This is a genomic window from Ruegeria sp. CDSB114 (assembly GCF_059611025.1).
Genome location: NZ_JBXWOT010000001.1, coordinates 1,056,884 through 1,080,987, shown reverse-complemented (window position 1 = coordinate 1,080,987; position 24,104 = coordinate 1,056,884). Strand labels below are relative to the sequence as shown.

The window sequence follows — 24,104 nt, the reverse complement described above, 5'->3', positions numbered from 1 at the left end:
AACGGTGCCGCATGCGGTCTGGTCTTTGACCGCGCGGTGGTCTATCCACCCGGTCAAACTTGGCATGTGAAAGGCTGCCCCATGAGCTTTGAAACTCCCGGACCGGTCGAGGCCCAGCTGCGCGCGGCAATCAGCCCGATCAAAGAGATCATCGACGAGGCGCGCAAAGGCCGGATGTATATCCTGGTTGATCACGAAGATCGCGAGAATGAGGGCGATCTGGTGATTGCCGCCGAGTTCGCTGATGCTGAGGCAATTAATTTCATGGCCACCCATGGTCGCGGCCTGATCTGCCTGCCGATGACGGCGGAACGGATTGACACGTTGGGTCTGCCTATGATGGCGGTGAACAACTCGTCACGTCATGAGACCGCGTTCACCGTGTCGATAGAAGCGCGCGAGGGAGTGTCGACTGGCATTTCCGCTGGTGACCGGGCGCTGACTGTGGCGACTGCGATCAACGAGCAAAACACGATGGCCCATATCGCCACGCCGGGTCACGTCTTCCCCTTGCGGGCCAAGCGGGGCGGGGTGCTGGTGCGCGCGGGCCATACCGAGGCCGCCGTTGATATCTCACGCCTGGCCGGGCTGAACCCTTCGGGCGTGATCTGCGAGATCATGAACCCTGACGGAACCATGGCGCGGCTGCCTGACCTGGTCGAATTCGCCAAGGAACACGGGTTGAAGATCGGCACGATCAGCGACTTGATCGCCTACCGGTCGCGCAATGACAATCTGGTGGTTGAGACATCTCGGGAAACCGTCACATCCGAATATGGCGGCGACTGGGAAATGCGGATTTTCACCGATCAGACCCATGGCATCGAACATGTCGTGATGGTCAAGGGTGACATCACCACGCCCGAGCCGGTTTTGACCCGGACCCATGCGCTGCACGAGGCGCCCGACATTCTGGGTCTTGGCCCGAAATCCTCACGTGAGCTGCCGCGCGCGATGGAAAAGATTGCGGATGAAGGGCGCGGCGTGGTCTGTCTGTTCCGCCAACCGCGCAACTCGCTCTATGCGGCTGAAGATGAGGGCCCACGCACCATCAAACAAACCGGTCTGGGGGCGCAGATCCTGTCCAAGATGGGGATCCAGGAACTTGTGCTGCTGACCGACTCGCCGGAAACCGTTTATCTCGGGCTCGATGCTTTTGGCCTGTCCATTGTCGGGACCCGTTCAATCCTCAGGGAGGACTGATTGTGGCTGAACAAGACAAACACGGCGTATTGCCGACACCGAGTTTCGACAAACCCGTCAAGCTGTTGATCGTTGTGGCCCCGTTCTATCGCGCCATCGCCGACAATCTGGTGGCTGGCGCAAAGGCCGTGATCGAAGGGGCAGGCGGCACCTGTGATGTGGTCGAAGTGCCTGGCGCCTTGGAAATCCCGACGGCTATCGCCATGGCAGACCGTCAGTGCAATTTTGACGGCTATGTCGCGCTGGGCTGTGTCATTCGCGGAGAGACCACGCATTACGAAACCGTCTGCAACGACTCCAGCCGTGCCATCCAACTGATGGGTCTGCAGGGGCTGTGCATCGGCAACGGTATCCTGACAGTCGAGAATGACGATCAGGCCGAAGTGCGCGCCAATCCGGAAAAAATGAATAAAGGGGGCGGGGCTGCCGCTGCGGCCTTGCATCTGATCGCGCTCAGCCGTAAGTGGGGCTCTTCCAAAAAGGGCGTCGGGTTCAAGCCGCCGTCCGAGTCCATCCTTGTGGCGGGCGACAGCAACGGACCCACAACAGCATGACCAAGACAGACGCGCCAAAACCGGCCAACCAGAAACGCCTGATGAAATCCGCCGCTCGGCTCTATGCCGTGCAGGCGCTGTTCCAGATGGAGCAATCGGGTCAGACAACCGATCAGGTTGTGACCGAGTTTCTGGATCACCGCTTTGGCGCCGTCTATGAGGGCGAGGAAATGCTGGGCGGCGATATTCGCCTGTTCCGCAAGCTGGTTGAAGATGCGGTCAATTATCAGGCACCGATCGATCAGATGACCGATCGCGCTTTGGTTGCCAAATGGCCGATTGCCCGGATCGACCCGACCCTGCGTGCGGCCTTCCGGGCCGCCGGAGCAGAGCTGACACAGAACGACACACCGCCCAAGGTGGTCATCACTGAATTCGTCGATGTGGCGCGGGCCTTCTTCCCCGAAGGTAAAGAGACCAAATTTGTCAACGCAGTGCTGGATCACATGGCGCACGAGGCCAAGCCCGAGGCGTTCTGACGCGTTTACACGGATCAAATATGCGTTAAACTGAATATTATAGCGCAATGAGGTCCGCCATGCCCAAACTGATCCGTTTGTATATCACGCAAGTGGCCTGGGGCTTTGCCATCTCGGCAATTTTTGTCGGGGTGCTTCTGGCCCTGAACGTCGCCAACCTGCGTCATCTGATTACTGGTTCTGATATCGGTCTGGTTGCTCTGGCGATGATCTGGTTCATGAACGGGATCGTCTTTGCCGGTGTACAGTTTGCCTATGCCATTATGAGCATGGCCGAAAAACCTGGTGGCCCGCGCGGCGGAACGCCGGTTTCTGTCAGGCTAAAGCCTGCCCTGATCAAACAAGAGGCACGTACAGGGCGTTAAGACACGTGACACACCGGCTTAGGTGGACGCGGAGCTTGCCCGCCGTAATTGGTAGGTCAGGGCGTCAGTTTTAGTCTGACTGCGTTTTGTCTTTTCTCTGACAGGGTTCGGGTCATTCGGCAGACAAGGCGACACCCTCCACGGTAACCCTATGCATCAATCGTCGAAATCCATGATAGTCATTGACCGCTTTGTGCCATGTGGCCCGGTTGTCCCAGATGGTCATGTCGCCTGTTTGCCAACGAATGCGGCATTGGAACTCGGGTTGCTGGCAATGGTCATATAGCATTGCAAGGATGGCTGCTGATTCATCAGCGCTCAGGCCTTCGATATGGGTTGTGAACACTGGATTCACATAAATACCGCGCCGCCCGCTGAGGGGGTGTTTTATGATCACAGGATGTCGCGCGTCTTGGGTGGCTGCCTGTGCATTGCTTAGCCGACCACTTTGCGCCGCTTCACTGTCCTGTGTGCTTGTTCCAAAAACGTGCCGAGAGGAATGAACCGCCCAGAGCCCATCCAGAAAGCTCCGCATGGTAGGTGACAGCGCCTCATAAGCCGCACCCATCGAGACGAACAGCGTGTCGCCTCCAAAGGGCGGGGTTTCCAAAGCATGCAGGATAGACCCCATCGCCGGGATTTGGTCGTAGGAATGATCGGTATGCCAGCCCTCTCCGATGGCCTCTTTCTGATCCTTTTCCTTCAACACCATAGCGATTTCTGGATGCCCATCGACCGGCCTGAAGAAGCGGTTGATGTTGATCGCGCCAAAGCGTTGGGCAAACGCCAGATGCTCATCCGGGCCGACATCCTGCGCTCTGAGTACGATGACAGAGTGCTGAGCAAAGGCCGTATGAATGGCGTCGAACTGGCTGCCGTCTCGGATATCGGCGCCGATGATCTCTGCGCCCACACCGCCGGTAAGTGGTCTGATGTCCATCTGCTTTCTCCCTGAGTTTCAAACGCAGGGTAGCGCATTGCAAAAGGTCGAAAAAACTGATTTAAAATTTATAAAAAGAAGATTTTATTGATGATACGTTTCACTTTGCGCCAGTTGTCGTTCTTCGCCGAGACGGCGCGATGTGGCGGTATCGCGCAGGCAGCCAGGAACCTGAATGTTTCGGCCGCCGCTATTTCATCGGCAATCGACAAGCTCGAAGATGTCACTGGTTTGACGTTGTTTGACCGCTTTCCCGCACGCGGGATGAGGTTGACCCGCGTTGGCGCAGCCATTTTGACGGATTCCGAAGCGTTGCTGATGCAAGCAGGCGCGCTCGGCAATCGGGCCGCTGTGATGGCTGAGGGTAAAACAGGGTCTATTGTGATCGGGACACATTATGCGATTGCGCAGAAGATCATTCTACCAGCTGTTCTGGCTTTTCGCCAAAGCCATCCCGGTATCCGCATCGAGGTTGTTGAGGATGATTTCCCGAACCTCGTTGCTGCGCTGGATGCGGGCGAGTTGGACGCGCTTGTGGTGTTTGATCAAGGGTTTGAACCCCGACGTCATCACGTTGAAGTACTTAAAGAACTGGCGCCTCTGGTTTTACTCCCGGCCTCGCACCCATTGGCGCATGCCGCCAGCATACAGCTTGAGCAGCTGACAGGCATGCCCTACATCGCAGTGTCGCGTTCCGGTCCGGGTCCAAGCTATCTTGACCTGTTGCAGGCCGCCGGGCTTGATCCAGAAGTGCCGCTGACCTCGCAATCACGAGAGTTGGTGCATGCCTATGTTGGCAAAGGGCTTGGGTTCACGCTGGTTGGTTTCCCGCCAGAGGCGAGCCGCACGATAGAAGGCGATGCGGTCGTCGCGCGTCCGCTGGCACAGGATATCGGGTATTTCAATGTTGTGATTGTGCAGCCCCGCGCCATTCGGCAACCCGAACCCGTAAAAGCATTTCTTGATGCCTGTCTGCTCCAGGTATGATTAGCGCGATCTGGCCCGCAGGTCAGAACCCAGAGCTCGTAAATCCGGCTATTTCCTGCCGGAGTTTGGATCGAGTGTGGCGGGACCACCAGTCAACCGTGCGGTTTGATTCCCGAGGACCTGTATGTACAGGTGGGCGCCAGGTAATCAGGCCAGGACCTGAACAGAGCCAGCCCCCTCGGAATTGCTTAAGGCCACCAGAATGCTACCAGTCACAAGAAGGGCAGAACCCGCCACGGGCCTAAGTAGGGCGTCCGGCGGGTTCGCACAAGGGGTCAGGCGTCAACAGTTTCGTGCAAGGCCACGCGCATCTTGCCGAAATGCTCGTCCCAGCCATTGTCCAGCGCCAGGATCAGGCCAAAGGCATCGGCACCTTGCGGCAGACCTTCGTGCAACAGGTCAAGGCGTGTACCGCCCGCAACTGGTTCCAGCGTCCATTTTACGATGCTGACTGCGTCGCCCATTGGCTTAACCGTAAACGAATACTCCAGATATGACGGCGGGCGCGCTTCGCGGACTTCTCCCCAGATCAGAAGGTCGCCACTGGTCGTTCCGAACATCTCAAGCTTTTGGCCCTGCGCCAGGGGGCGTTCGGGTTTGTGAAACCATTCCGCCAACCGGTCGGGTTCGGTCAGATAGGCCCAGACGGTCTCGGGCTCGGCCCTCAGGAAGATGGATTTCCTTAGAACGGCATCAGTCATTTTGATTTCCTTTCAACAGCTTCTTTAAGAGAGTTAAGGCATTCATCCCAAAATTGATCAAAGTAGCTGAGCCAATCCAGAACAGGGGCCATACCTTTTGGTTCAAGTCGGTTTATGCGTTCCCGGCCACGGGCTTCGACGGCGATCAGGCCACCATCCGAGAGCACGGTCAGGTGTTTCTTGACAGCTGCGCGTGTCATGTCGAAGCGATCAGTCAACTGAGCAATCGTCATGTCCTGCAGTGCCAGCATCTGCACAATGTCCCTGCGGGTAGGGTCAGCCAGAGCGCGGAACGCGTTTTGAGTTTGATTTTCCATATGCAACCTAAAGAGATACCATTTGGTTTCACATTAATGCGATACCAAATGGTACTATGTCAAGTCGTATGGGCTCACTTTACATTTGTTCACTAATTGTTCACATTTGGGATATGACATTGGACCTGCAACCCGGACAAAGACTTGCACGTGGCGTCGCCCGTCACCTGACGGCGCATGGCTTTGTATCCGTTGAGGAATTCGTGCCTATACGCGGACTGCGGGTTGATGTGATGGGGCTGGGTCCTAAGGGAGAGCTTTGGGTGATCGAATGTAAATCAAGCCGCGCTGATTTCCAGTCGGATTCCAAATGGCAGGGCTATTTGGAGTGGTGTGATCGATTCTTCTGGGCAGTGGATACGGAGTTTCCGACCGAGCTGTTGCCTGCCGAGACCGGGTTGATCATTGCCGATGCTTATGACGCCGAGATCGTGCGTATGGCGCCAGAGGACAAGATTGTTCCGGCTCGGCGGAAGAAGATGATCCAGAAATTTGCCACAGATGCAGCCCGGCGCTTGCAGTCCCTGAGAGATCCCAGAATCTGATAGGTCAGCTTTTTACCGCCCGTGCGGCATGCGCAGCAGCACGGAGTTCATCGGCAATCTCTTCGGCTTCTTCCGGATCGAAATCCATTGGAATTTCAAGGTTTTCCGCTTCGATGAACAGGCGCACCATCCCCTGATCTGTTGGTCCGATCTGCAAATTCGCCTGAATGTCACTTTCGGTATTGATGCTCATGTGTGCCTCCGGGGATGAGAGTTCGTGCTAGCGCGCAAAGGCTTGAGAATCAAGTTACCTTTGCGTTCAAATAAGGGATGCATTCTATTCAGATCAGACCCTTTGAAGCTTTGGACGCGCCGTGGTTGGTGGCTGTGCATGATCTTTTGTATTCACGAGACGAGGGTTTTGACGACTCTTTTGCCGTGTTGGTGAAAGAAATCCTCGACGATTTCATCTCGGACCATGATGCCAAGCGCGAGCGTGGCTGGATAGCCGAATGTGACGGTAAACCTTTGGGCAGTATTTTCTGCGTTGCCCTGAGTGAAACGACCGCAAAACTGCGGTTGTTCTTACTGTTGCCCGAAGCGCGCGGGATGGGTCTGGGAAAGCGGATGCTGGAGAGCTGCATGGGCTTTGCTCGCGGCGCCGGTTACACTGAAATGAGGCTGTGGACGCATGAAAGCCACAAGGCTGCCTGTGCGCTTTATGGGTCCACTGGGTGGCAGTTGATGGATAGCAAACCGGTCCATTCCTTCGGGGTTGATCTGGTCGAACAAAGCTGGAAAATTCAGCTTTAATCCTCTTGCATTCCGTGAACGCGTTCGGTACATCGCCCTTCACAAGTGCCGCCTTAGCTCAGTTGGTTAGAGCGCTGGATTGTGGATCCAGAGGTCCCCTGTTCAAGCCAGGGAGGCGGTACCATCTCCCCGATTGTCAGAAAATTCCCAAGCTAGTTCGGCCGCTAAGCCGCCGCGCAAATCGAAGGGCTGCCTTCACTCAAAACGGTACCGATTATTATTTGAGAAATTGTCTTTTCCGGGGATTGCAGCGGCTGTATCCCCGGTAGGTTCTTAGCGTGCCAGATTCAGGCGAAAGCGCATTTTTGTTTTTCGTTCCGCAGGTAAATGACGGTTCAGATGCTTGTTCACCAGGCCGAACCCCCCAACGATCACAAGCGTCAGTAAGATGAAATAGAAGGCAAGGATTGGATAGGCGACAAAGGGGTTGAACGTCTTGTCCGCGAAATAGCTTGCGTAATACAGCGCATCGCCTCGTTGCTGCCAGGCGGGGAAGGCCGAGAAGAACACCAGCGTGGTGGCGTGGAACAGAAAGATCGCCTCATTCGTGTAGGCGGGCCAGGCAAGCCGCAGCATGGTGGGCCAGACGATCCGCCGGAAGCGAGACCAGCCGGACATGCCATAAGCATCTGCAGCCTCGGTATCGCCCTTGGGAATGGATCGGAGCGCGCCAAAGAAAATTTCGGCTGAATAGGCGGCTGTGTTCAGAAACAGAACGATCAGCGCCCCAATCCAGGCCGACGTCAGAGAATCGAACATCGGATAGGATTTCTTCAGCGACAGGAAGAAGAAATAGGCAAAGAAAAACTGAATGAACAGCGGCGAACCACGAAAGATGAAAATGAACCATTCCGAAGGTTTGCGCAGCCAGAAACTGGGTGAAGCTTTGCCAAGCGCCAGTGCTGTGGCCAGGAAAAATCCGGTCGCAAGCGCCATGACTCCGAAATAGATATTCCAGATCATACCAGACCCGATCAGGGTAAAGTGCTCACATAAGGTAAAGTCGGATTTTGGCAGCAGGCGCTCGCCATATCCAAGAGATCGCAGGCCGTAGTCCTGAATGGTCTGCAAGCAGCTCATGCGGTGGTCTCCTTGCGCAGCAATTCTCCGGCGGCGGTGGCCTGTCCGTGGGACAGCCGGCGCATCAGGCGTTCAAGCCCGATCTCGGACATACGGGTGAAGCCAAGGTAGAAAACCAGCAGGAACAGGAAATACCACATGCGCCAGTCACCGTGTGGGTATTGCGTAAACTTCGGAGTCTTGGTGCTGCCCAGTTCGCGGGCCCAGTACACGATATCTTCGATGCCCAGAAGGAACAGCAACGGTGTGGCCTTGATCAGAACCATCCAGAGATTGCTGAGACCGGGCAGGGCATAAACCCACATCTGAGGCACAAGGATTTTCCAGAATGTCTGGCGGCGGGACATTCCATAGGCTTCGGCGGTTTCCAGCTGTGTATAGGGTACGGCCCGCATGCCGCCGAACAGAACATTGGCGGCGAAAGCGCCGAAAACAATAGAGAAAGTGATGACAGCCAGAAAGAACCCATAGGTTTCGTGCACCCATTCCGGCGAGGTGCCCAGTGGCAGTTTGGCAGATTGGCAGACGATAAAGTCGTTGCCCTGTCGGATCGAATCCGTCCAGTCCGGGCAGAGAATTTGATGCCGCGTCCATTCGAATGCCTGATCCAAAGCAATCACGAAGAACATGAAAAAGGCGATATCCGGCACGCCGCGCACGATGGCGATATAACCCTTACCCAGCCAACTGACCGGCAGAACGTGCGAACGGGCAGCCATGGCCCCGACGAACCCGAAACCCAGTGCTACGGGCGCCGTCACGGCAAGTAGGGCCAGTACCTTGAGGAAGGACAGGTAAAAGGACCAATGCACACCATTGGTCAGATAGCACGAGAACCAACGGAAGGTTCCCAGCGTGTCGGGATCAGTGCAGAACGAAAAAATGGCGGGCCTCTTCAGGTGGTAAAGGCGCTGGGGCGGCGCGCCCGTAGACTGGGGCACGCCGCCGGATCAGAATTAGAAGGTCGAAGACACTTCCCATTTGGTGATCAGCTCGTTCAGGCTACCGTCATCCTTCATGGATTGGATGGCTGCGTTGAGCTTTTCTTTCAGCTCACCGTCGGATTCACGGACGCCAATGCCGACGCCACCACCCAGCGGAACCTCATCGGCCACAAAGCGCAGATCTGCGTCTTCGTCGACGATCGGGGCAAGGAAGGATTTGTCGGCCAGAACCGCATCGGCCTCACCGTTGCGTACGGCAGCGATGGTTTCCTCGGGGCTGGCGAACTCGACCAGGGTCGCGCCGGATTCGGCGATATAGCCAGCCTGAATGGTGCCGGTCTGTGCGGCGACCACACCACCTGCAACATCGGCGTCATCCGACATTGCTACATAGGCGGAGGGATCCGGTGGTGTGTAGTTCTGGGTAAAGTCGATGACCTCGTCACGCTCGTCGGTGATCGACATACCAGCGATGATCACGTCGTAGTTGCCCGAGACCAGGTTCGGAATGATCGAATCCCAGTCGTTCTTGACCCACTCGCAGGTCAGGTCTGCGCGTTTGCACAGCTCGTCGCCCAGCTCGCGCTCAAAGCCGTCGATCTCACCTGCGTCATTGACGAAGTTCCAAGGTGCATAGGCGCCCTCGGTCCCCATCCGGATGGTGTCTGCCATAGCCATGCCTGCGCTCAGCGCAAGGGCCGCAGTGGTCAGGATCAGTTTTTTCATTGGATACTCCCCAGTTTTGGTTCTGATCTGAAGTTATGCCGCCTGAGTGGCGGAAAGAAAGCCCTGAAGCCGTGGAGATTCAGGGGTAGTAAAGAGATCTTCAGGCAGGCCTTCTTCTTCGATGAGGCCCTGGTGAAGGAAAACGACATGGCTAGAGATATCAGCGGCCATTTTCATGTCGTGGGTCACAATGATCATGGTGCGGCCTTCTGCAGCCAGGTCTTTGATCACCTTGATCACTTCTTGTTCCAATTCGGGGTCCAGCGCCGACGTGGGCTCGTCAAACAAAAGCGCCTCGGGCTCCATGCACAGCCCCCGCGCGATCGCGGCACGCTGTTGCTGGCCACCAGACAACTGGGCGGGGTAGACGTCGCATTTGTCGCCAATACCAACTTTTTCAAGGTATCTGCGTGCGCTGTCTTCAACTTCTTTTTTGTCACGGCCCAATACCGTTACAGGTGCTTCCATCACGTTCTGTAGGATGGTCAAATGAGCCCACAGGTTGAACTGTTGGAAAACCATCGACAGGTTTGTGCGAATGCGCAGAACCTGTTTCGCATCTGCAGGCCGGCGCGTATGGCTGTTACCGGACCAACGAACAGGTTCACCCTTGAAAAGGATTTCGCCCTGCTGGCTGTCTTCCAACAGGTTGCAGCACCGCAATAGAGTGGATTTCCCAGACCCCGAGGACCCGATCAAAGATACAACATCGCCCCGTCTGGCAGTGATATCCACACCCTTCAGCACTTCCAGATTGCCGAAACTCTTGTGTAGGTTCTTGATCTTAATGACGGGAGTTGAATCTGTCACGGTTGGTCCAGGTGTTATTGGTGTTGGTGCGGTACTAGGGCTTAAAAATCAGATCAATGCAATGCGCAAATGACAGAGTAAGCGGGTGATTCCGTCAATTTGACGAAGCGTTCTGGTCAATTTGATCATGAATTATCCATCGCAGTTTACAATTTCGACGGATTTGGGACGCGCAGATAATCTTTGGCAGGAAAAGAGATCAGGTCATGCAGGTGCAGAAGGTTCCGATCTTGCGGTGACATGGTTTTAATCGCGTTGCGAACTGCGTGTGCGATCTGAGCGGCGTCCTGATCCTTCGCTGTGATATAAGGTAGCGCGGGGGTTGGGGTTGTTTCGGCGACCTCACGCAGAGCTTCTGGAAGGTCGGAATGGACCTTCAGCATCTCCCATGTCAGTGCATCCAGCGCGGCATAATCGGCACGGCCCTCGGAAATGGCTTGAGCAGACAGCGCATGACCACCGGATTGCAGAACCGACGATGGTGTTCGGTGGTATCGTTCAAGGTGAACCATTGGGGCGGCCCATCCGGATTGCGACAGCGGTTCATTATAGGCAAAAACACCATCGGCCAATTCATCAAGATCGCGGGGGTCGTGGCGGCGGGCTACAAAAACCGACCGGTAATGGCCAGGTGGGCAGCCAGGCAACGCGTAATCCGGCGTTCCAACCAACTGCACCTTGCCATGCAGCCGGGTGCGAAAGGGCATGCCGCAGGTCTGGGCAAAAACCAGATCCGGGTCCAACCAGACATCCCAGACATCCCGGTCTCGGTTTAGGTTTGCGGGGCCATAGCCAAGGTAATCCCGAATCGATGCCCAAAACCGATCATTCGCAGGGCGCAGCGCAGGCATGTCGTACATGCCCAGCATGGCTATCAAGATTTGGCAGCCTTTTGACGGGCCATTGCAGAGTCGACATCACTGATGCCCAGCAGGCTGACGACCAGTCGCAGTAAGGAATCCTCTTCACCCGTGCGGTGCCCATCCGCCAGAGCGACCGACCACAAGGCCTGAACGACTGCCAGGCGGTCGTCATAGGCAACGGCCTCTTTGATTGCGCGAGTGAACCGTACGGTGTCCGGTGCTTCGGCCTCGAGATCTTCGGCGCGGGCGCGCAGGCCGGCGGCTTCGAACGGGGATAGGTCATAGCGTTCAACCGAAATCCGGTCGATTCGCGCCATTTCACTGTCGGCATAGTCGTTGTCAGATCGGGCAACGCGCACCAGCAGGGCCGTCAAGGCCAGTCGAGCATCGTCATCGGTGAAAGGGGCGGGCTGAGGCTGGGTCAGTCGAGACAGAAAATCACTAAACATGAGACAGGTATAGAGAGGCCTTACGCCTCTTCCAAGCGTCTTTGCACACGCTTTCTGGCGGTCTTGCTGTCGTTAAAGCTCAGACCCATGGCGATGCGGGCTTCTTCGACGATTTTCATCTCGCCCTCATCTGTATTCCCGTCGGCCAGAACCACCTCCCAGAGGGCATCCAAAGCGGCCAAGCGCTCGTGCAGGTCCGTGGTTTCCCGGATCAGCTTACCGAACGTGTCCGTTTCCGGTGCGGCTGCGTGCAGTTTCTCGCAGGTGGCGCGGACCTTTGCGGCTTCGATCGCGTTATGTTGATAAAGTCGGGCGAGGATACGGTCGATCAGGCTGATCTCTTCCAGCTTATAATCCCTGTCCGCTTGTGCAACGCGCACCATAAGCGCCCCGAGTGCAAGTTCAGCGTCTGGGTCGGGCAGATTGTCGTGTTGTGGCGGGCGGAAAGCCTGAAAGAGTTTTTTCAACATGGTCAGAGATTATTCCATATTTGATAACCCGCCAAGCACGGACTATCGCGCAAGGCTCAGAATGATCAAAAGACCGCCTGCTACAGCCGGATAGCGCGCTGGGTCAGAGTACCTTTCGCGCTTCGTCTTGCAGCCAGGCCAGCATTTTCCGATAGGGTACAGGGCCATAGCTTATACGCGCGACTCCCAGTCCAGCCAAAGTGGCGGTGTCCGGTGTGCCGGGTAATGCTATGATATTTAGCGGCAGGTCGATTGACTTTACCAACCGGGCAATCATGGCCTGATCCCGTAGGCCGGGGGCAAAGAATCCGCTGGCCCCTGCATCTGAATAGGCTTGTGCTCGGACCATTGCCTCTTCCAGCATCGCATCATCATGGGTTTCGGGCTGCGCCTTCAGGAAAATGTCGGTCCGCGCGTTGATAAACGCAGGAACGCCAGCCGCATCGCAACCTTCACGCATCGCGCTGACACGGGCGGCCTGAGTTTCAATATCGTACAACTCATTTGATCCAATGATCTGGTCTTCGAAGTTTAAGCCGACAACGCCGGATTCAAGGGCCAGCCTGATATTGACAGAGATACCCTGAGCATCAGCCGCATACGCACCTTCGAAATCCAGAGTAACCGGTAGATCAACGGATTCGACAATCCGGCGAGCATTGTCCAGCGCGACCTGCATCGGGATGTTTTGGCCGTCGCTGAACCCTTGTGCCATCGCAACAGGGGCGCTTCCGGTGGCAATGGCTTGGGCGCCAGCGTCGCGCACGGCACCGGCACTGCCAGCATCCCAGATATTGTACAGGATAACCGGTTCGCCCTTTTTGTGCAGAGCCGCGAATGTCAGTGCTTTGGTGATCTGATCGGTCATGGCCAGTCTCCTATCTCTGAGTTGCGGACAGTTAACCGTGCAAAGGGTCAGCGCGTACAGTCTTTTCGCGCTGACCGATACAATCTGCTTTCGTGCCTGGTGTCAGACCAGACGCGAGGTGTCCTTGGCAGCGCGCACAAAGTCGCGGAACAAAGGATGCGGGTCGAACGGCTTGGATTTCAGCTCGGGGTGGTACTGGACCCCAATGAACCACGGATGATCCGACCACTCGACGATTTCTGGCAACCGCCCGTCGGGGGACATGCCTGAGAAATTGAGACCAGCTTTTTCCAGCTTGTCGCGGTATTTGATGTCCACTTCATATCGGTGGCGGTGGCGCTCCTCGATGGCGGTGCCGCCATAGACTTCGGCCACTTTTGACCCTTCGGCCAGAACCGCGTCATAGGCGCCCAGGCGCATGGTGCCGCCCTTGTCATCACCGACTTTGCGTTCGACCTTGTGATTGCCCTGCACCCATTCTTTCAGATGATAGACCACCGGTTCGAAACGCTTTTTACCGGATTCATGGTCGAATTCCTCGGACCCGGCCTCTTTGATGCCAGCGGCATTTCGCGCGGCCTCAATTACGGCCATCTGCATGCCCAGGCAGATGCCCAGGTAGGGCACCTTATGTTCGCGGGCGTATTGCGCAGCCTTGATTTTGCCTTCGGTACCGCGCTCACCGAATCCGCCGGGCACGAGGATCGCGTGGAAGCCTTCCAGATGCGGGGCGGCCTCTTCGGTATCGAATACCTCGGCATCGACCCATTCGACCTTGACGCGGACACGGTTGGCCATCCCGCCATGGGTCAGCGCCTCGGCTATCGACTTATAGGCGTCTTCCAACTGGGTGTACTTACCGACGATGGCGACCTTCACTTCGCCCTCGGCATTGTGGATGCGATCACTGACGTCTTCCCATTTGGTCAGATCGGGCTTGGGGGCAGGGCTGATCTGGAAGGCATCCAGAACCGCCTGATCCAGTCCCTCGCGGTGATAGGCGAGCGGAGCATCGTAGATGGTGCTGAGGTCCTGCGCAGCAATCACGCTATCGGGGCGGACGTTACAGAACAAAGCCAGCTTTTCACGTTCCTTGGTCGGGATCGGGCCTTCGGACCGGCAGACCAGAATGTCGGGGGCGAGACCGATCGAACGCAGCTCTTTCACCGAGTGCTGGGTCGGCTTGGTTTTCAATTCGCCCGAGGCTTTGATGTAGGGCAGCAGGGTCAGATGCATGAACAGGCACTGCCCGCGCGGTTTGTCCTGGCTGAACTGGCGGATGGCTTCAAAGAAGGGCAGGCCTTCGATATCGCCCACGGTGCCGCCAATTTCGCACAGCATGAAATCAACCTCATCCTCACCAATGGCGATGAAATCCTTGATCTCATTGGTGACGTGCGGGATCACCTGAATGGTTTTGCCCAGGTAGTCGCCGCGGCGTTCTTTTTCCAACACGTTGGAATAAATCCGCCCGGAACTGACCGAGTCGGTTTTGCGCGCGGCGACGCCGGTAAAACGTTCGTAATGGCCAAGGTCCAGATCGGTTTCTGCCCCGTCATCTGTAACGAACACTTCGCCATGCTCAAAAGGCGACATGGTGCCCGGATCGACATTCAGATAGGGGTCCAGCTTGCGCAGACGCACCGAATATCCGCGGGCCTGCAACAGCGCGCCCAAAGCCGCCGAAGCCAATCCTTTGCCCAAGGATGAAACCACACCACCAGTGATGAAAATAAAACGCGCCATGTTTTTCGGCTGCTCCCCGTGAGACGTCAATATCAGCTGCCCGGCGGTTCAAGAAAAACCGCTGCATCACGGGACTTCACGTATAAAGGATTCGCGCCAATAGCGCAAGAGAACCGCAAGATGCTGTTGCAGTTCTCTTTTCGGTTTCTAGGTTTTGTGTGTCAGTTGGCCTGCGGGATCAAAGGCGCGTTGTCACCCTGTGCCGGAGGCAACAGGTCATCCGCCGACGGAATTGCCGGTGTGCTTTCTTCGGTCGCGGCCGGTGCCTGTGTCCCAATCCGGTCGAGCACAGAGCTGCCCGAGGATTTTTGTGCCGCCAGAATGGTCAGCGTGATCGAAGTGACGATAAAGCACGCGGCTAAAATCCAGGTCACCTTGCCCAATGCTGTTGCAGCCGACCGGCCAGCCATGGCACCGCCTCCGCCGCCACCCATGCCAAGGCCGCCGCCTTCGGACCGCTGCATCAGGACGACGGCGATCAGGCCCAAAGCCAGAAGAAGATGGATAATGAGAACGACGTTTTCCATGGTGGTCCTGTACAGCGTGGCGTGTATCGCGAGGTACTTATGCAAGTTTGGTTCCGGGGGCAAGTCACGAGTTACCATCACGCCAAGTGATCTTCGGGATCACAGCAAAGAGACTGGACAGGCAAGGGGATGGTAAAGCAGGCTGCGACCCATGCCACATGACGATCCCGACCATCCGCACGCCTTATTGCCGCCTGAACCCGCCCTTCGCGTCAAGGCGCTGGAAACGATTCTGACCCGCAAGGGTTTGATCGACCCGGCCGCTTTGGATGAGATCATCGACACTTACCAAAACAAGATTGGCCCGCAGAACGGTGCCCGGGTTGTTGCCAAAGCCTGGACTGATCCGGCCTTTAAGGCAGCACTGCTTAAGGATGCAACGCCCGAGGTGGCAAAGCTTGGCTTTTACGGTCGGCAAGGCGAGCACATAGTTGTTGTCGAAAATACCCCTGATCTCCACAACATGGTCGTTTGCACGCTTTGCAGTTGCTACCCATGGCCTTTGTTGGGGATTCCACCGGGGTGGTATAAATCGGATGCCTATCGTGCGCGGGCCGTGCGTGAGCCGCGTAAAATTTTGTCAGAGTTCGGAGTTTCTCTGGCGGATGAGACAGCCGTGCGGGTTTGGGATTCAACGGCCGAGATACGCTATCTTGTTCTACCCATGCGCCCCGATGGCACCGATGGGATGACCGAAGACGACCTGACCGCGCTTGTGACCCGTGACAGTATGATCGGAACCGGCCTGCCAAAGGTGCCGTCATGACCCGCGTTCACGATATGGGAGGACGGTTCGGCGACGGTCCGGTGATCCCCGAATCCCAAGATGCAGCGATTTTCCCAGAAGAATGGCACGGGCGCGCATTGGCACTGACATTGGCTGCCGGGTTTCTGGGACAATGGAATATCGACATCTCGCGCCATGCACGCGAACGACTGTCGCCCAAAGACTATGCACGATTCTCTTACTACGAAAAATGGGTGTCAGCACTTGCAGATCTGTTGGTAGAGCAGGGGGTCCTGACTTTGGAAGACCTTCTGGGCCAAGGAACGGATGCTTCACATCCTTTGGCTTCCCGCGCGCTGACAGCTGGGGCGGTTGAGGGCGCACTGTCCAAAGGCGGTCCGGCTGATCGACCCTCGAATATCGCGGTGCAGTTTGATCCCGGCCAAAAGGTGCGTACAGTACGACCGGCTGCCAACCGCCTGAAAATCGGTGGTCATACCAGGTTGCCATCTTACGCTTCCGGCGCTCGCGGTCGGATATTGCGCCTGCATGGGACGCATGTTTTGCCGGATTCCAATGCTCATGGTCTGGGAGAGGCACCTGAACCATTATATGCGGTTGCATTCCCGGCCTCTGAGCTTTGGGCCGATCCCGAGAACCGAAATGACGAGGTCATATTAGATCTGTGGCAAAGCTATCTGGTGCCCGATGAGTGAGTGTAACGCACAGCCATTACCCGAGCTGGCATTCGCAGAGCCCTGGCATGCACAGGTCTTTGCGGTCACGGTCGCGTTGAATGAAGCGGGACGATTCGAATGGTCGGAATGGGCCGATCGGTTTTCGAAGATGCTAAAACGCCATGGTCTGAGCAAAGAGCTGAATGGTGGCAACGACTATTTCCATGCCTGGCTGGAAACACTCGAGGCCTTTTTAGCCGAAATGGGTGACGCGAACCCAAGTGATGTCGCTGCAGTATCGTTGGATTGGGAGAAAGCCTATCTGACGACTCCACATGGTGAACCCATTCATTTGTCGAATGGCTAGAAAAGGGGCGCTGCCCCCGCCGCGGCCAGCCGCGACTCCCCCGAGATATTTTGTGCCAGATGAAGCAAGGGATCTTCTCTTCATCTGGCCAAAAATACCTCCGCCGGAGGCACCACGCACAGCGTGGTTATGATCTGCGGCGAATTATCGGTTTCCCTGTCGCTGACACATCGCTATACGAGCCGGGTTTGATATCTCAGCGCAAAAGGACCAGATATGGCCAATGTGGTTGTTGTCGGCGCCCAGTGGGGTGACGAAGGAAAAGGCAAGATCGTCGATTGGCTCAGTGAACGGGCCGATGTGATCGCGCGTTTTCAAGGCGGGCATAATGCCGGTCATACTTTGGTAATCGACGGTGCCGTCTATAAGTTGCACGCTCTGCCATCCGGTGTGGTACGTGGCGGCAAGCTGAGTGTCATCGGCAATGGCGTTGTTCTGGATCCCTGGCACCTGCTGAAAGAGATCGCAACGATCCAGGCGCAGGGAGTCGAGATATCGCCCGAAACGCTGATGATCGCAGAGAACACCCCGCTGATCCTGCCCATCCACGGTGAACTGGACCGCGCGCGCGAAGAGGCCGCAAGCAAAGGAACCAAGATCGGGACCACCGGTCGTGGAATCGGCCCCGCATATGAAGATAAGGTTGGGCGGCGTTCTGTGCGGGTTGCTGACCTGGCAGACGAAGCGACCCTTGAGGCACGCGTAGATCGCGCGCTGCAGCACCATGACCCGCTGCGCAAGGGATTGGGGATCGAACCCGTGGACCGCGATGCACTGATTGCTCAGCTGAGGGAAATTGCGTCCGAGATTCTGCCTTTCGCAGCACCCGTTTGGAAAGTGCTGAACGAAAAGCGCAAGGCTGGTAAGCGTATTCTGTTTGAAGGCGCGCAGGGTGCCCTTCTGGACATCGACTTTGGAACCTATCCGTTTGTGACCTCGTCCAACGTGATCGCCGGTCAGGCGGCGACCGGCGTCGGCATCGGGCCCGGCTCGATTGATTTTGTCCTTGGCATCGTAAAGGCTTACACGACCCGTGTGGGTGAGGGGCCGTTTCCAACCGAATTGGATGATGCGGATGGCCAGCGTCTGGGTGAGCGTGGGCACGAGTTTGGTACCACCACCGGGCGCAAGCGGCGTTGCGGCTGGTTTGATGCCTGTCTGGTGCGCCAAACCTGTGCCACTAGCGGCGTAAACGGTATTTCGCTAACCAAGTTGGACGTGCTGGATGGATTCGAGACGCTGAAAATCTGTGTTGCCTATGACCTTGACGGTAAGCGTCTGGATTATCTTCCCACCGCAGCCGATCAGCAGGCACGATGTACTCCGATCTACGAAGAGGTGCCTGGTTGGAGCGAATCAACGGAAGGCGCGCGCAGTTGGGCGGACTTGCCTGCAAATGCCATCAAATATGTGCGTCGGGTCGAAGAGTTGATCGAATGTCCGGTTGCATTGCTGTCCACTAGCCCAGAGCGGGATGACACCATTTTGGTGACAGACCCGTTTGCTGACTGATGGCGGGCGAACAGAAAAATGGCCTGAGCTATAAAGCGCGTCGTCGTTGGTCGATGGTGCTGCTGCTGATTGGCCTGCCGGCTTATATCGTTGCGGTGGTGACGGTGATAAACTGGTTGGACCGGCCACCAATATGGTTGGAACTTCTGGTATACGTAGCGCTCGGCATTTTGTGGGCTCTGCCTTTCAAATTCATCTTCAAAGGTGTCGGAAAAGAAGATCCAAACGGATACTCTGACTGAGCGGCCTATTCCGGGCTCATCCTGCGGCGGGTTCATACGCCTGCCCACAAAAGATCGCCCAATGAAAAAGGGCCGGAGTTGGTCTCCGGCCCTTCTTTCTTTTCGGTTTGAATTCAGCCTGCGGCGCGTTCATCTCCGTCAGGGCGGAACCCTATCTCGTCCGAAGCCGCAAACCGACCTCCGCCAGCTTTCTCAATCTTGCCGTCGCGCAGCAGTTGCCCGAATGAGCGCAGGCTTTCCTCGCGATTAAAATCGTCCTGCTTGAGAGAACGGATCTTGTTCATCAGTTGCGGGCGCGAGAACTGTTCCTGACCTTCGATGAACGACAGATAAGATGCCGCAGCTTCCAGCAGGTCCGGCAGAGATTGTGCGCCCTGTTCCTGCGCATAGTGCGCAAAGCCGCTTTCCTCGATCGGAAGACCCAGCGGTTTGGATTTTACACGGCGCGGAGAAATCGGCCCCATTTCATCCTCGTCTTTATTGTCGATGCGCTGTTCAGCAACCAGCTTGAGGGGAGCGGCAGGCTCTGCCTTGGGACGGGCAGTTGTAACATTGCTTTCGGGGCGGCGCGGGCTGATCTGCTGAGCCTGATTACGGTTCAGCGCATCTGCACGATCAGCATTGGTTGCGGCCACTGCATTGCGCAGACGGGAATATGTCTCGCGCTGAGTGGCAGTCGCGGGATCATCCATCTGTTCGACCGCCTTTTCCATCAGGCGAGAAACGTCCTCGTCCAGGTTCGGTTCCTCAGGCAGAGGCTCGGATGCACGGGCGGACAACACGGCTTCGACGCTGGCGATTTCGTCAAGCAGAGTTTCCTCGTCTTCTTCGGTCAAATAGCCGGCAACCTCTTCAGATTCGTCTGCGTCCGCCGAAATGTCTTCTGTCAGGATATTGTCGATTTCGTCGCTCTCGGCTTCGTCCGTCTCGGCACTCAGATCCGAAAACAAAACCTCTTCTGCCTCGACAGTGGTCACGTCGTCGGCAGTGGGTGCGACATCAATTTCTGGCACGGCGGGGGTCTCTTGGGCCGGGCCTTCGATCTCTGCCTCTTCCGCGGCGGGTGGGGGCATGTCCATCTGAGGTTCGGGCTCAATTTCCTGAGCCGCTTCAACCTCTGCATCGGCCGCGGGGGATTCGACCAGATCTGTAGGGGTCAGAGTTCCAGCCTGAAAGGCAGCCGATACGGCATCAGTTGGGCCGGTTTCGGATTTCATCAGGGGGGAATCTTCATCCTCGGCGTAGATCACCGAGTTTTCTTCGCTATGAGAGACTACCGCCCGGATCCGTTGCAGCTTTGCGGCGATACTATCGGCGGCTGGTTCGGGTCGACCCTCTACCGGCTCGGCCTCTGCGATGGGCGCGGACTGTGAGGGGGCAGCGGTATAGGCCGGAGCACTCGGGGTACTGGGCGGGGTCATGGGCGCGGTAGAAAGGGACGGTGAAGCGGCACGGTCTTGCGCCCGCAGAAGCAATCCGTTTTCGCTCTGGCTGGCTTCGACTTTACGCGTCGCATCTCGCTGAGCAATGCGGGTCAGCATTTCGGCGTCTGGTTGCGGAGGTTCGGACCCAAAATACCTGTCATCCGCTGCAAGGTCGCGGAAGTATTCGGCAATCGACTTCATCGTTTCAAAAGAATCGTCAAATCCTTCCAAAGTGCACGAGAAGGTTCCGTAGGAAACTGTCAAAACCTTGTTTTTCTGTACCATCAGACGTACGTCCTCTACAAACTACACGAGCCATCAGCCCGGTCGTGGGCAGAGCTATTGGCTCAGAACTTTGTCCATGAACCTATCATTTTGTGGTCTCAATGTGTCAAAACCCGGAAAAAATGATCAATCTCATGAAAAAGACGCGAATTGTACGTTCGAAAGAGTCAATCACGCTGGTTGGAAGCGGTCAAATTGGCCCTGAAGATTTGGATTTGGCGTTGATTCGCACAAAGTTGGCCGTCGCCGCGGATGGTGGGGCGGCAAGTTTGTTGGAAATTGGGCGTACTCCAGACGCTGTTATCGGTGATTTTGATTCGCTCGATTCGGATCACAAAGATCAGATTCCGCTGGATCGACTGTTTCCAATTAGCGAACAAAACAGCACGGATTTCGACAAGGCCCTGCGCAGTGTCGAGGCGCCGCTGGTGATTGGGGTCGGTTTTCTCGGGGGGCGTCTGGATCACCAGTTAGCAGCACTCAACGTCTTGGTTCGCAGGCAAGATCAGCCCTGTATTCTGATTGGCGAAAGTGAGATTATCTTTCACGCCCCCCCCCAAATTTCGGTTTCGATGGCGCCTCGAGATGTCGTCTCATTGTTTCCATTACAGCGTGTATCAGGGCAAAGCCGCGGCCTTGAATGGCCAATCGACGGGTTGGTGATGGAGCCGAACGGCGCTGTCGGAACGTCCAACCGCGCATTGGGCTCGGTTGAATTGCGTATGGATGGGCCGGGCCTTTTGGTAATGTTTCCCAGGGCGATGCTGGATCAGGTCATGCAGGCGCTTCTGTCGGGGCCGTCCGGGCGCTGGCCCGCTCACGCAGAATGACATAGAGGCCGGCAGCGATGGTGATGCAGATGCCCAAAGCGGCGACACCGTCGGGCAGGTCGTGAAAGATCAGCCAGCCAAACACCGTGGCGACCGGGATTTCGAGATACTGCATCGGGGCCAATGTTGCAGAGGGAGCATATCGCAGCGACCAGGTCATGAACAGATGTGCGACCGTGCCGAGAAGCCCGATTGCAAGCAAAAGCCAGGCATCGCCCAAATTCGGAGCAATCAGGGACAGCTCCCAGATTCCGGCGGGTGTTCCCACCAACAGGGCAGGCAGTAGGATGACAGAAGCTATGACGCCCGACACGGCCTGCAGAGCAATGGGATCTGTAGCTTTTGCAATTTGCCGGGTCACGAGCATGAACAGGGCAAACACCACCGCGACGACAAGTGGAAGCAAAGCCGCATATCCGACCTCGGCAAAGCTGGGCTGAATGACAAGCAATGTACCACCAAAGCCCACAAGGCACGCAATCAGGCGTCGCTTGCCGACTTCTTCCTTTAGTACCAGTTTGCCAAGAAGCAACATGATAAACGGCATAACAAAGGCGATGGCCACAGCGTCGGCCAGCGGCAGGTATTGCAGGGCAGAGAACATCGCGGCGATGCCGACGATGTGCAGCAGGGTTCTTATGACAGCCAGGCGAAATATACGCCCCTGCATGCGCCAGGGCCTGCCAGTCCAGGCGACCAGCGGAACCAACAACATGGCTTGAATGGCAAACCGGACAAAGACCAGCATTCCAAGCGGCACGGTTTCACCCAGTAATTTGGCGACCGCATCCCCCAAGGGTGCAAGCGCGCAAAAGCCAAGCATCAGCACGATGCCAAAAACGGGACGGTCCTGTGTCATGATGAGACGCTAGCGATTTGATTGAACCGGGGAAAGGTGAAAGCTAGGGGTCGGGCAGCGGTTGTACTTTGGTGTAGTCCGGGCCGATGCAGATCGGCAGCCCGTCATCCAGTTTCAGCCAGCCCAGCTGCTCTTCATGCGCGACATGCAGCGTAGGCTGCAGTTGGTTAGGGTCGTCCAGAAGGGCCACATACAGATGCATCACGCCGGACATCGTGTCGGACCGGAATGAGATCGGCGAGCCGCAATCAGGACAAAAGCTGCGTTCTACGCCGGGTGAGGATGCGAATGTCTTTGGTTCCTGGCCCGTCCATTTCAACTGTCCGTCGCGGACCCCGAAATAAGCTGTCATCGGGGCCGCGCATTGTCTGCGGCAACTGTCGCAGTGGCAGATCACACAGGACAGAACGGGCGAGTCCACCCGAAATGAAACCTTACCGCAAAGACAATGGCCTTCCATTTCGCTTCCCCGCGTTGCCTCAGCAATTCGGCACGTTCACCGCCAAACCGCCCAAAGACGTTTCCTTATACTTTTCGTGCATGTCGTGCCCGGTCTGCCGCATGGTTTCGATGACAGCGTCCAGCGGTACGAAATGGTGACCATCTCCGCGCAGGGCCAAAGAGGCTGCCGACACCGCCTTGATCGCACCCAGCCCGTTGCGTTCGATACAGGGTACTTGAACCAGCCCGGCGACAGGATCACAGGTCATGCCCAGATGATGCTCGAGCGCGATCTCAGCGGCATTTTCCACCTGTTCCGGCGTGCCGCCCATAACCGCGCACAGCCCGGCTGCAGCCATGGCTGCGGCGCTGCCGACTTCAGCCTGACACCCGGCCTCGGCGCCCGAGATCGAGGCGTTGTATTTGACCAGCCCGCCAATAGCGGCCGCAGTTAGCATGAAATCTTCGATGTGGTTCTCTGAAGCACCGGGTACATGGTCCAGATAATAGCGCATTACCGCTGGAAGAACCCCGGCAGCACCATTGGTGGGGGCGGTCACCACCTGACCGCCAGCTGCGTTTTCTTCGTTTACGGCCATGGCGTAAACGCTCATCCAGTCGTTGATCGTGTGGGGGGCGTTCAGATTCATGCCACGTTCGGCCATCAACGCGTCATAGATGCCTTTGGCGCGACGACGCACGTTCAAACCGCCTGGCAGAATGCCGTCGGTGGTCAGACCGCGCTCGATACAGTCGTTCATGACCTGCCATAGGCGCGCGGTGCCTTTGGCAAAACTGTCTGCACAGCCGCGCGCGATCTCGTTGGCGCGCTTCATCTCGGCGATGCTTTTGCCGCTGGTTTTGGCCATGTCCAACATCTCGACCGCCGATTTGAAAGGAAAGGGCACCGGTGCGCCTTCATCTGTTGCCTTGCCCTGGGCCAGTTCTTCCTCGGTCAGAACAAAGCCGCCACCGATCGAGTAATAGACCTGCCGCAGGATCACGTCGCCCTGTGCGTCCGTGGCCATCAGGACCATACCGTTAGCATGGCCCGGCAGATTGTTTTCATAGTCGAAAACCAGATCGGTCTTGGGATCGAACTGCAGCGTGGGCAATCCTTCGGGGGTTACGCTGTGGGTCTCACTTATGCCAGCCAGTGCGGCCACGGCCGGTTCGTGATCATATGTGTCGGGCACAAATCCGGCCAGGCCCAGGATCGTGGCGCGATCGGTTGCGTGGCCGACACCGGTAAAGGCCAGCGACCCGTGCAACGACCCGCGCAGCCCTGAAAATTCGAACGGAGAGGCGCGCATCATGTCCAGAAACCGCGCGGCAGCAACCATTGGTCCCATCGTATGGGACGAGGACGGGCCAATGCCCACTTTGAACATATCGAAGACAGACAGAAACATA

General features: G+C 56.8%; 31 protein-coding genes and 1 tRNA gene. 14 read left to right on the top strand and 18 right to left on the bottom strand.

All coding sequences use genetic code 11. The features are described from left to right. The first annotated feature begins 81 nt into the window (after window positions 1–81). From ribB to AC2FIP_RS05305, 4 genes are read left to right on the top strand one after another with little or no spacing between them, the layout of a single operon-like run. The gene (gene ribB / locus AC2FIP_RS05320; RefSeq protein ID WP_496690792.1) at window positions 82–1,203 is read left to right on the top strand and encodes a 3,4-dihydroxy-2-butanone-4-phosphate synthase; all 1,122 of its coding nucleotides are present in this window, start codon (window positions 82–84) and stop codon (window positions 1,201–1,203) included. Window positions 1,204–1,205: 2 nt separating this feature from the next. Then, window positions 1,206–1,757 carry a 6,7-dimethyl-8-ribityllumazine synthase gene (locus AC2FIP_RS05315; RefSeq protein WP_496785424.1) on the top strand — a complete coding sequence of 184 codons (552 nt, stop codon included), beginning with the start codon at window positions 1,206–1,208 and terminating at the stop codon, window positions 1,755–1,757. Further along, on the top strand, window positions 1,754–2,236 hold the full coding sequence (nusB, locus tag AC2FIP_RS05310; protein ID WP_496785422.1) for a transcription antitermination factor NusB: 483 nt from the start codon (window positions 1,754–1,756) through the stop codon (window positions 2,234–2,236). Before AC2FIP_RS05315 ends, nusB begins: the two co-directional genes overlap by 4 nt. Before the next feature lie 59 nt (window positions 2,237–2,295). Further along, entirely contained in the window at window positions 2,296–2,601 is a 306-nt protein-coding gene (locus AC2FIP_RS05305; protein WP_142634632.1) for a hypothetical protein, read from the top strand. 112 nt (window positions 2,602–2,713) lie between these two features. Here the strand turns inward: AC2FIP_RS05305 and AC2FIP_RS05300 are convergent, their stop codons facing one another. Continuing rightward, window positions 2,714–3,541, bottom strand: a complete 828-nt coding sequence (locus AC2FIP_RS05300; RefSeq protein WP_281972324.1) for a TauD/TfdA dioxygenase family protein — start codon at window positions 3,539–3,541, stop codon at window positions 2,714–2,716. A 90-nt stretch (window positions 3,542–3,631) separates the two neighbouring features. Here AC2FIP_RS05300 and AC2FIP_RS05295 point away from each other — a divergent pair, with 90 nt between their 5' ends. Beyond that, window positions 3,632–4,528 (top strand): LysR family transcriptional regulator, encoded by an 897-nt coding sequence (locus AC2FIP_RS05295; protein ID WP_496785421.1) that lies wholly within the window; start codon window positions 3,632–3,634, stop codon window positions 4,526–4,528. 275 nt (window positions 4,529–4,803) lie between these two features. On the opposite strand, the gene AC2FIP_RS05290 is transcribed toward AC2FIP_RS05295, so the two are convergent. Then, window positions 4,804–5,229: an SRPBCC family protein gene (locus AC2FIP_RS05290; protein WP_496678221.1), complete on the bottom strand. Its 426-nt coding sequence runs from the start codon at window positions 5,227–5,229 to the stop codon at window positions 4,804–4,806. After that, entirely contained in the window at window positions 5,226–5,546 is a 321-nt protein-coding gene (locus tag AC2FIP_RS05285; protein ID WP_496785420.1) for an ArsR/SmtB family transcription factor, read from the bottom strand. The genes AC2FIP_RS05290 and AC2FIP_RS05285 overlap by 4 nt, the downstream gene beginning before the upstream one ends. A 113-nt stretch (window positions 5,547–5,659) precedes the next feature. Between AC2FIP_RS05285 and AC2FIP_RS05280 the strand changes: the two genes are divergently transcribed. Then, the gene (locus AC2FIP_RS05280) at window positions 5,660–6,091 is read left to right on the top strand and encodes an MmcB family DNA repair protein (protein ID WP_496785418.1); all 432 of its coding nucleotides are present in this window, start codon (window positions 5,660–5,662) and stop codon (window positions 6,089–6,091) included. Window positions 6,092–6,095: 4 nt separating this feature from the next. On the opposite strand, the gene AC2FIP_RS05275 is transcribed toward AC2FIP_RS05280, so the two are convergent. Further along, complete coding sequence (locus AC2FIP_RS05275; protein WP_142634620.1) at window positions 6,096–6,284, bottom strand: DUF6324 family protein; 189 nt, start codon at window positions 6,282–6,284, stop codon at window positions 6,096–6,098. Between the two features lie 77 nt (window positions 6,285–6,361). Here AC2FIP_RS05275 and AC2FIP_RS05270 point away from each other — a divergent pair, with 77 nt between their 5' ends. Next, the gene (locus AC2FIP_RS05270) at window positions 6,362–6,844 is read left to right on the top strand and encodes a GNAT family N-acetyltransferase (protein WP_496690787.1); all 483 of its coding nucleotides are present in this window, start codon (window positions 6,362–6,364) and stop codon (window positions 6,842–6,844) included. A 47-nt stretch (window positions 6,845–6,891) separates the two neighbouring features. After that, window positions 6,892–6,968 (top strand) — tRNA-His (locus AC2FIP_RS05265). Window positions 6,969–7,117: 149 nt separating this feature from the next. Here AC2FIP_RS05265 and AC2FIP_RS05260 read toward each other — a convergent pair. From AC2FIP_RS05260 to secG, 10 genes are all read right to left on the bottom strand, one after another. After that, a complete protein-coding gene (locus tag AC2FIP_RS05260) occupies window positions 7,118–7,924 on the bottom strand; it encodes an ABC transporter permease (RefSeq protein WP_142634616.1) in 807 nt (268 codons plus the stop codon). Then, window positions 7,921–8,808: an ABC transporter permease gene (locus tag AC2FIP_RS05255; protein ID WP_142635158.1), complete on the bottom strand. Its 888-nt coding sequence runs from the start codon at window positions 8,806–8,808 to the stop codon at window positions 7,921–7,923. The genes AC2FIP_RS05260 and AC2FIP_RS05255 overlap by 4 nt, the downstream gene beginning before the upstream one ends. Window positions 8,809–8,880: 72 nt before the next feature. Beyond that, window positions 8,881–9,594 carry a transporter substrate-binding domain-containing protein gene (locus AC2FIP_RS05250; protein WP_271946303.1) on the bottom strand — a complete coding sequence of 238 codons (714 nt, stop codon included), beginning with the start codon at window positions 9,592–9,594 and terminating at the stop codon, window positions 8,881–8,883. Between the two features lie 33 nt (window positions 9,595–9,627). Further along, on the bottom strand, window positions 9,628–10,404 hold the full coding sequence (locus AC2FIP_RS05245; protein WP_496785417.1) for an ABC transporter ATP-binding protein: 777 nt from the start codon (window positions 10,402–10,404) through the stop codon (window positions 9,628–9,630). 146 nt (window positions 10,405–10,550) lie between these two features. Then, complete coding sequence (locus tag AC2FIP_RS05240; RefSeq protein ID WP_496785800.1) at window positions 10,551–11,273, bottom strand: phosphate/phosphite/phosphonate ABC transporter substrate-binding protein; 723 nt, start codon at window positions 11,271–11,273, stop codon at window positions 10,551–10,553. 5 nt (window positions 11,274–11,278) lie between these two features. Continuing rightward, entirely contained in the window at window positions 11,279–11,716 is a 438-nt protein-coding gene (locus AC2FIP_RS05235) for a tellurite resistance TerB family protein (RefSeq protein ID WP_142634608.1), read from the bottom strand. 20 nt (window positions 11,717–11,736) lie between these two features. Next, window positions 11,737–12,186 (bottom strand): tellurite resistance TerB family protein, encoded by a 450-nt coding sequence (locus AC2FIP_RS05230; protein ID WP_142634606.1) that lies wholly within the window; start codon window positions 12,184–12,186, stop codon window positions 11,737–11,739. A 103-nt stretch (window positions 12,187–12,289) separates the two neighbouring features. Then, window positions 12,290–13,054, bottom strand: a complete 765-nt coding sequence (locus AC2FIP_RS05225) for an isocitrate lyase/PEP mutase family protein (protein ID WP_496785415.1) — start codon at window positions 13,052–13,054, stop codon at window positions 12,290–12,292. A gap of 102 nt (window positions 13,055–13,156) precedes the next feature. Beyond that, window positions 13,157–14,800 (bottom strand): CTP synthase, encoded by a 1,644-nt coding sequence (gene pyrG / locus AC2FIP_RS05220; RefSeq protein WP_142634602.1) that lies wholly within the window; start codon window positions 14,798–14,800, stop codon window positions 13,157–13,159. A gap of 161 nt (window positions 14,801–14,961) precedes the next feature. Further along, the gene (gene secG, locus AC2FIP_RS05215; protein WP_142634600.1) at window positions 14,962–15,327 is read right to left on the bottom strand and encodes a preprotein translocase subunit SecG; all 366 of its coding nucleotides are present in this window, start codon (window positions 15,325–15,327) and stop codon (window positions 14,962–14,964) included. A 151-nt stretch (window positions 15,328–15,478) separates the two neighbouring features. On the opposite strand from secG, the gene nthA reads away from it, so the two are divergent. The 5 genes from nthA (at window position 15,479) to AC2FIP_RS05190 (ending at window position 18,852) form a co-directional block, all read left to right on the top strand. Further along, window positions 15,479–16,093, top strand: coding sequence for a nitrile hydratase subunit alpha (gene nthA, locus AC2FIP_RS05210; protein ID WP_496690784.1), 615 nt, complete (start codon window positions 15,479–15,481; stop codon window positions 16,091–16,093). Further along, the gene (gene nthB, locus AC2FIP_RS05205) at window positions 16,090–16,770 is read left to right on the top strand and encodes a nitrile hydratase subunit beta (RefSeq protein ID WP_496785414.1); all 681 of its coding nucleotides are present in this window, start codon (window positions 16,090–16,092) and stop codon (window positions 16,768–16,770) included. Before nthA ends, nthB begins: the two co-directional genes overlap by 4 nt. Then, window positions 16,763–17,098 carry a nitrile hydratase accessory protein gene (locus tag AC2FIP_RS05200; RefSeq protein WP_496694990.1) on the top strand — a complete coding sequence of 112 codons (336 nt, stop codon included), beginning with the start codon at window positions 16,763–16,765 and terminating at the stop codon, window positions 17,096–17,098. Before nthB ends, AC2FIP_RS05200 begins: the two co-directional genes overlap by 8 nt. A gap of 216 nt (window positions 17,099–17,314) precedes the next feature. Then, complete coding sequence (locus tag AC2FIP_RS05195) at window positions 17,315–18,610, top strand: adenylosuccinate synthase (protein ID WP_142634592.1); 1,296 nt, start codon at window positions 17,315–17,317, stop codon at window positions 18,608–18,610. Next, window positions 18,610–18,852, top strand: coding sequence for a DUF2842 domain-containing protein (locus tag AC2FIP_RS05190; RefSeq protein WP_496785413.1), 243 nt, complete (start codon window positions 18,610–18,612; stop codon window positions 18,850–18,852). Before AC2FIP_RS05195 ends, AC2FIP_RS05190 begins: the two co-directional genes overlap by 1 nt. Before the next feature lie 113 nt (window positions 18,853–18,965). On the opposite strand, the gene AC2FIP_RS05185 is transcribed toward AC2FIP_RS05190, so the two are convergent. Next, window positions 18,966–20,561, bottom strand: coding sequence for a hypothetical protein (locus AC2FIP_RS05185; protein ID WP_496785412.1), 1,596 nt, complete (start codon window positions 20,559–20,561; stop codon window positions 18,966–18,968). A gap of 134 nt (window positions 20,562–20,695) precedes the next feature. Between AC2FIP_RS05185 and AC2FIP_RS05180 the strand changes: the two genes are divergently transcribed. Continuing rightward, window positions 20,696–21,391, top strand: a complete 696-nt coding sequence (locus tag AC2FIP_RS05180) for a thiamine diphosphokinase (protein WP_185956620.1) — start codon at window positions 20,696–20,698, stop codon at window positions 21,389–21,391. On the opposite strand, the gene AC2FIP_RS05175 is transcribed toward AC2FIP_RS05180, so the two are convergent. Genes AC2FIP_RS05175 through AC2FIP_RS05165 form a run of 3 tightly spaced genes read right to left on the bottom strand, consistent with a single transcriptional unit; the run spans window position 21,336 to window position 24,103 of the window. After that, window positions 21,336–22,250: a DMT family transporter gene (locus tag AC2FIP_RS05175; protein ID WP_496785409.1), complete on the bottom strand. Its 915-nt coding sequence runs from the start codon at window positions 22,248–22,250 to the stop codon at window positions 21,336–21,338. The two genes, AC2FIP_RS05180 and AC2FIP_RS05175, sit on opposite strands and share 56 nt — an antisense overlap. Window positions 22,251–22,293: 43 nt before the next feature. Further along, window positions 22,294–22,710, bottom strand: a complete 417-nt coding sequence (locus AC2FIP_RS05170; RefSeq protein ID WP_496700673.1) for a GFA family protein — start codon at window positions 22,708–22,710, stop codon at window positions 22,294–22,296. A 19-nt stretch (window positions 22,711–22,729) separates the two neighbouring features. Beyond that, a complete protein-coding gene (locus AC2FIP_RS05165) occupies window positions 22,730–24,103 on the bottom strand; it encodes an L-serine ammonia-lyase (protein ID WP_496785408.1) in 1,374 nt (457 codons plus the stop codon). Between the last annotated feature and the right edge of the window lies 1 nt (window position 24,104).

Excerpts from the sequence above, each read along its gene's own strand:
- ribB (WP_496690792.1), top strand. The coding sequence starts at position 82 with ATGAGCTTTGAAACTCCCGGACCGGTCGAGGCCCAGCTGCGCGCGGCA.
- nusB (WP_496785422.1), top strand. The coding sequence starts at position 1,754 with ATGACCAAGACAGACGCGCCAAAACCGGCCAACCAGAAACGCCTGATG.
- AC2FIP_RS05305 (WP_142634632.1), top strand. The coding sequence starts at position 2,296 with ATGCCCAAACTGATCCGTTTGTATATCACGCAAGTGGCCTGGGGCTTT.
- AC2FIP_RS05300 (WP_281972324.1), bottom strand. The coding sequence starts at position 3,541 with ATGGACATCAGACCACTTACCGGCGGTGTGGGCGCAGAGATCATCGGC.
- AC2FIP_RS05295 (WP_496785421.1), top strand. The coding sequence starts at position 3,632 with ATGATACGTTTCACTTTGCGCCAGTTGTCGTTCTTCGCCGAGACGGCG.
- AC2FIP_RS05290 (WP_496678221.1), bottom strand. The coding sequence starts at position 5,229 with ATGACTGATGCCGTTCTAAGGAAATCCATCTTCCTGAGGGCCGAGCCC.
- AC2FIP_RS05285 (WP_496785420.1), bottom strand. The coding sequence starts at position 5,546 with ATGGAAAATCAAACTCAAAACGCGTTCCGCGCTCTGGCTGACCCTACC.
- AC2FIP_RS05280 (WP_496785418.1), top strand. The coding sequence starts at position 5,660 with ATGACATTGGACCTGCAACCCGGACAAAGACTTGCACGTGGCGTCGCC.
- AC2FIP_RS05275 (WP_142634620.1), bottom strand. The coding sequence starts at position 6,284 with ATGAGCATCAATACCGAAAGTGACATTCAGGCGAATTTGCAGATCGGA.
- AC2FIP_RS05270 (WP_496690787.1), top strand. The coding sequence starts at position 6,362 with ATGCATTCTATTCAGATCAGACCCTTTGAAGCTTTGGACGCGCCGTGG.
- AC2FIP_RS05260 (WP_142634616.1), bottom strand. The coding sequence starts at position 7,924 with ATGAGCTGCTTGCAGACCATTCAGGACTACGGCCTGCGATCTCTTGGA.
- AC2FIP_RS05250 (WP_271946303.1), bottom strand. The coding sequence starts at position 9,594 with ATGAAAAAACTGATCCTGACCACTGCGGCCCTTGCGCTGAGCGCAGGC.
- AC2FIP_RS05240 (WP_496785800.1), bottom strand. The coding sequence starts at position 11,273 with ATGCTGGGCATGTACGACATGCCTGCGCTGCGCCCTGCGAATGATCGG.
- AC2FIP_RS05235 (WP_142634608.1), bottom strand. The coding sequence starts at position 11,716 with ATGTTTAGTGATTTTCTGTCTCGACTGACCCAGCCTCAGCCCGCCCCT.
- AC2FIP_RS05230 (WP_142634606.1), bottom strand. The coding sequence starts at position 12,186 with ATGTTGAAAAAACTCTTTCAGGCTTTCCGCCCGCCACAACACGACAAT.
- AC2FIP_RS05225 (WP_496785415.1), bottom strand. The coding sequence starts at position 13,054 with ATGACCGATCAGATCACCAAAGCACTGACATTCGCGGCTCTGCACAAA.
- pyrG (WP_142634602.1), bottom strand. The coding sequence starts at position 14,800 with ATGGCGCGTTTTATTTTCATCACTGGTGGTGTGGTTTCATCCTTGGGC.
- secG (WP_142634600.1), bottom strand. The coding sequence starts at position 15,327 with ATGGAAAACGTCGTTCTCATTATCCATCTTCTTCTGGCTTTGGGCCTG.
- nthA (WP_496690784.1), top strand. The coding sequence starts at position 15,479 with ATGCCACATGACGATCCCGACCATCCGCACGCCTTATTGCCGCCTGAA.
- nthB (WP_496785414.1), top strand. The coding sequence starts at position 16,090 with ATGACCCGCGTTCACGATATGGGAGGACGGTTCGGCGACGGTCCGGTG.
- AC2FIP_RS05200 (WP_496694990.1), top strand. The coding sequence starts at position 16,763 with ATGAGTGAGTGTAACGCACAGCCATTACCCGAGCTGGCATTCGCAGAG.
- AC2FIP_RS05195 (WP_142634592.1), top strand. The coding sequence starts at position 17,315 with ATGGCCAATGTGGTTGTTGTCGGCGCCCAGTGGGGTGACGAAGGAAAA.
- AC2FIP_RS05190 (WP_496785413.1), top strand. The coding sequence starts at position 18,610 with ATGGCGGGCGAACAGAAAAATGGCCTGAGCTATAAAGCGCGTCGTCGT.
- AC2FIP_RS05185 (WP_496785412.1), bottom strand. The coding sequence starts at position 20,561 with ATGGTACAGAAAAACAAGGTTTTGACAGTTTCCTACGGAACCTTCTCG.
- AC2FIP_RS05180 (WP_185956620.1), top strand. The coding sequence starts at position 20,696 with ATGAAAAAGACGCGAATTGTACGTTCGAAAGAGTCAATCACGCTGGTT.
- AC2FIP_RS05175 (WP_496785409.1), bottom strand. The coding sequence starts at position 22,250 with ATGACACAGGACCGTCCCGTTTTTGGCATCGTGCTGATGCTTGGCTTT.
- AC2FIP_RS05170 (WP_496700673.1), bottom strand. The coding sequence starts at position 22,710 with ATGGAAGGCCATTGTCTTTGCGGTAAGGTTTCATTTCGGGTGGACTCG.
- AC2FIP_RS05165 (WP_496785408.1), bottom strand. The coding sequence starts at position 24,103 with ATGTTTCTGTCTGTCTTCGATATGTTCAAAGTGGGCATTGGCCCGTCC.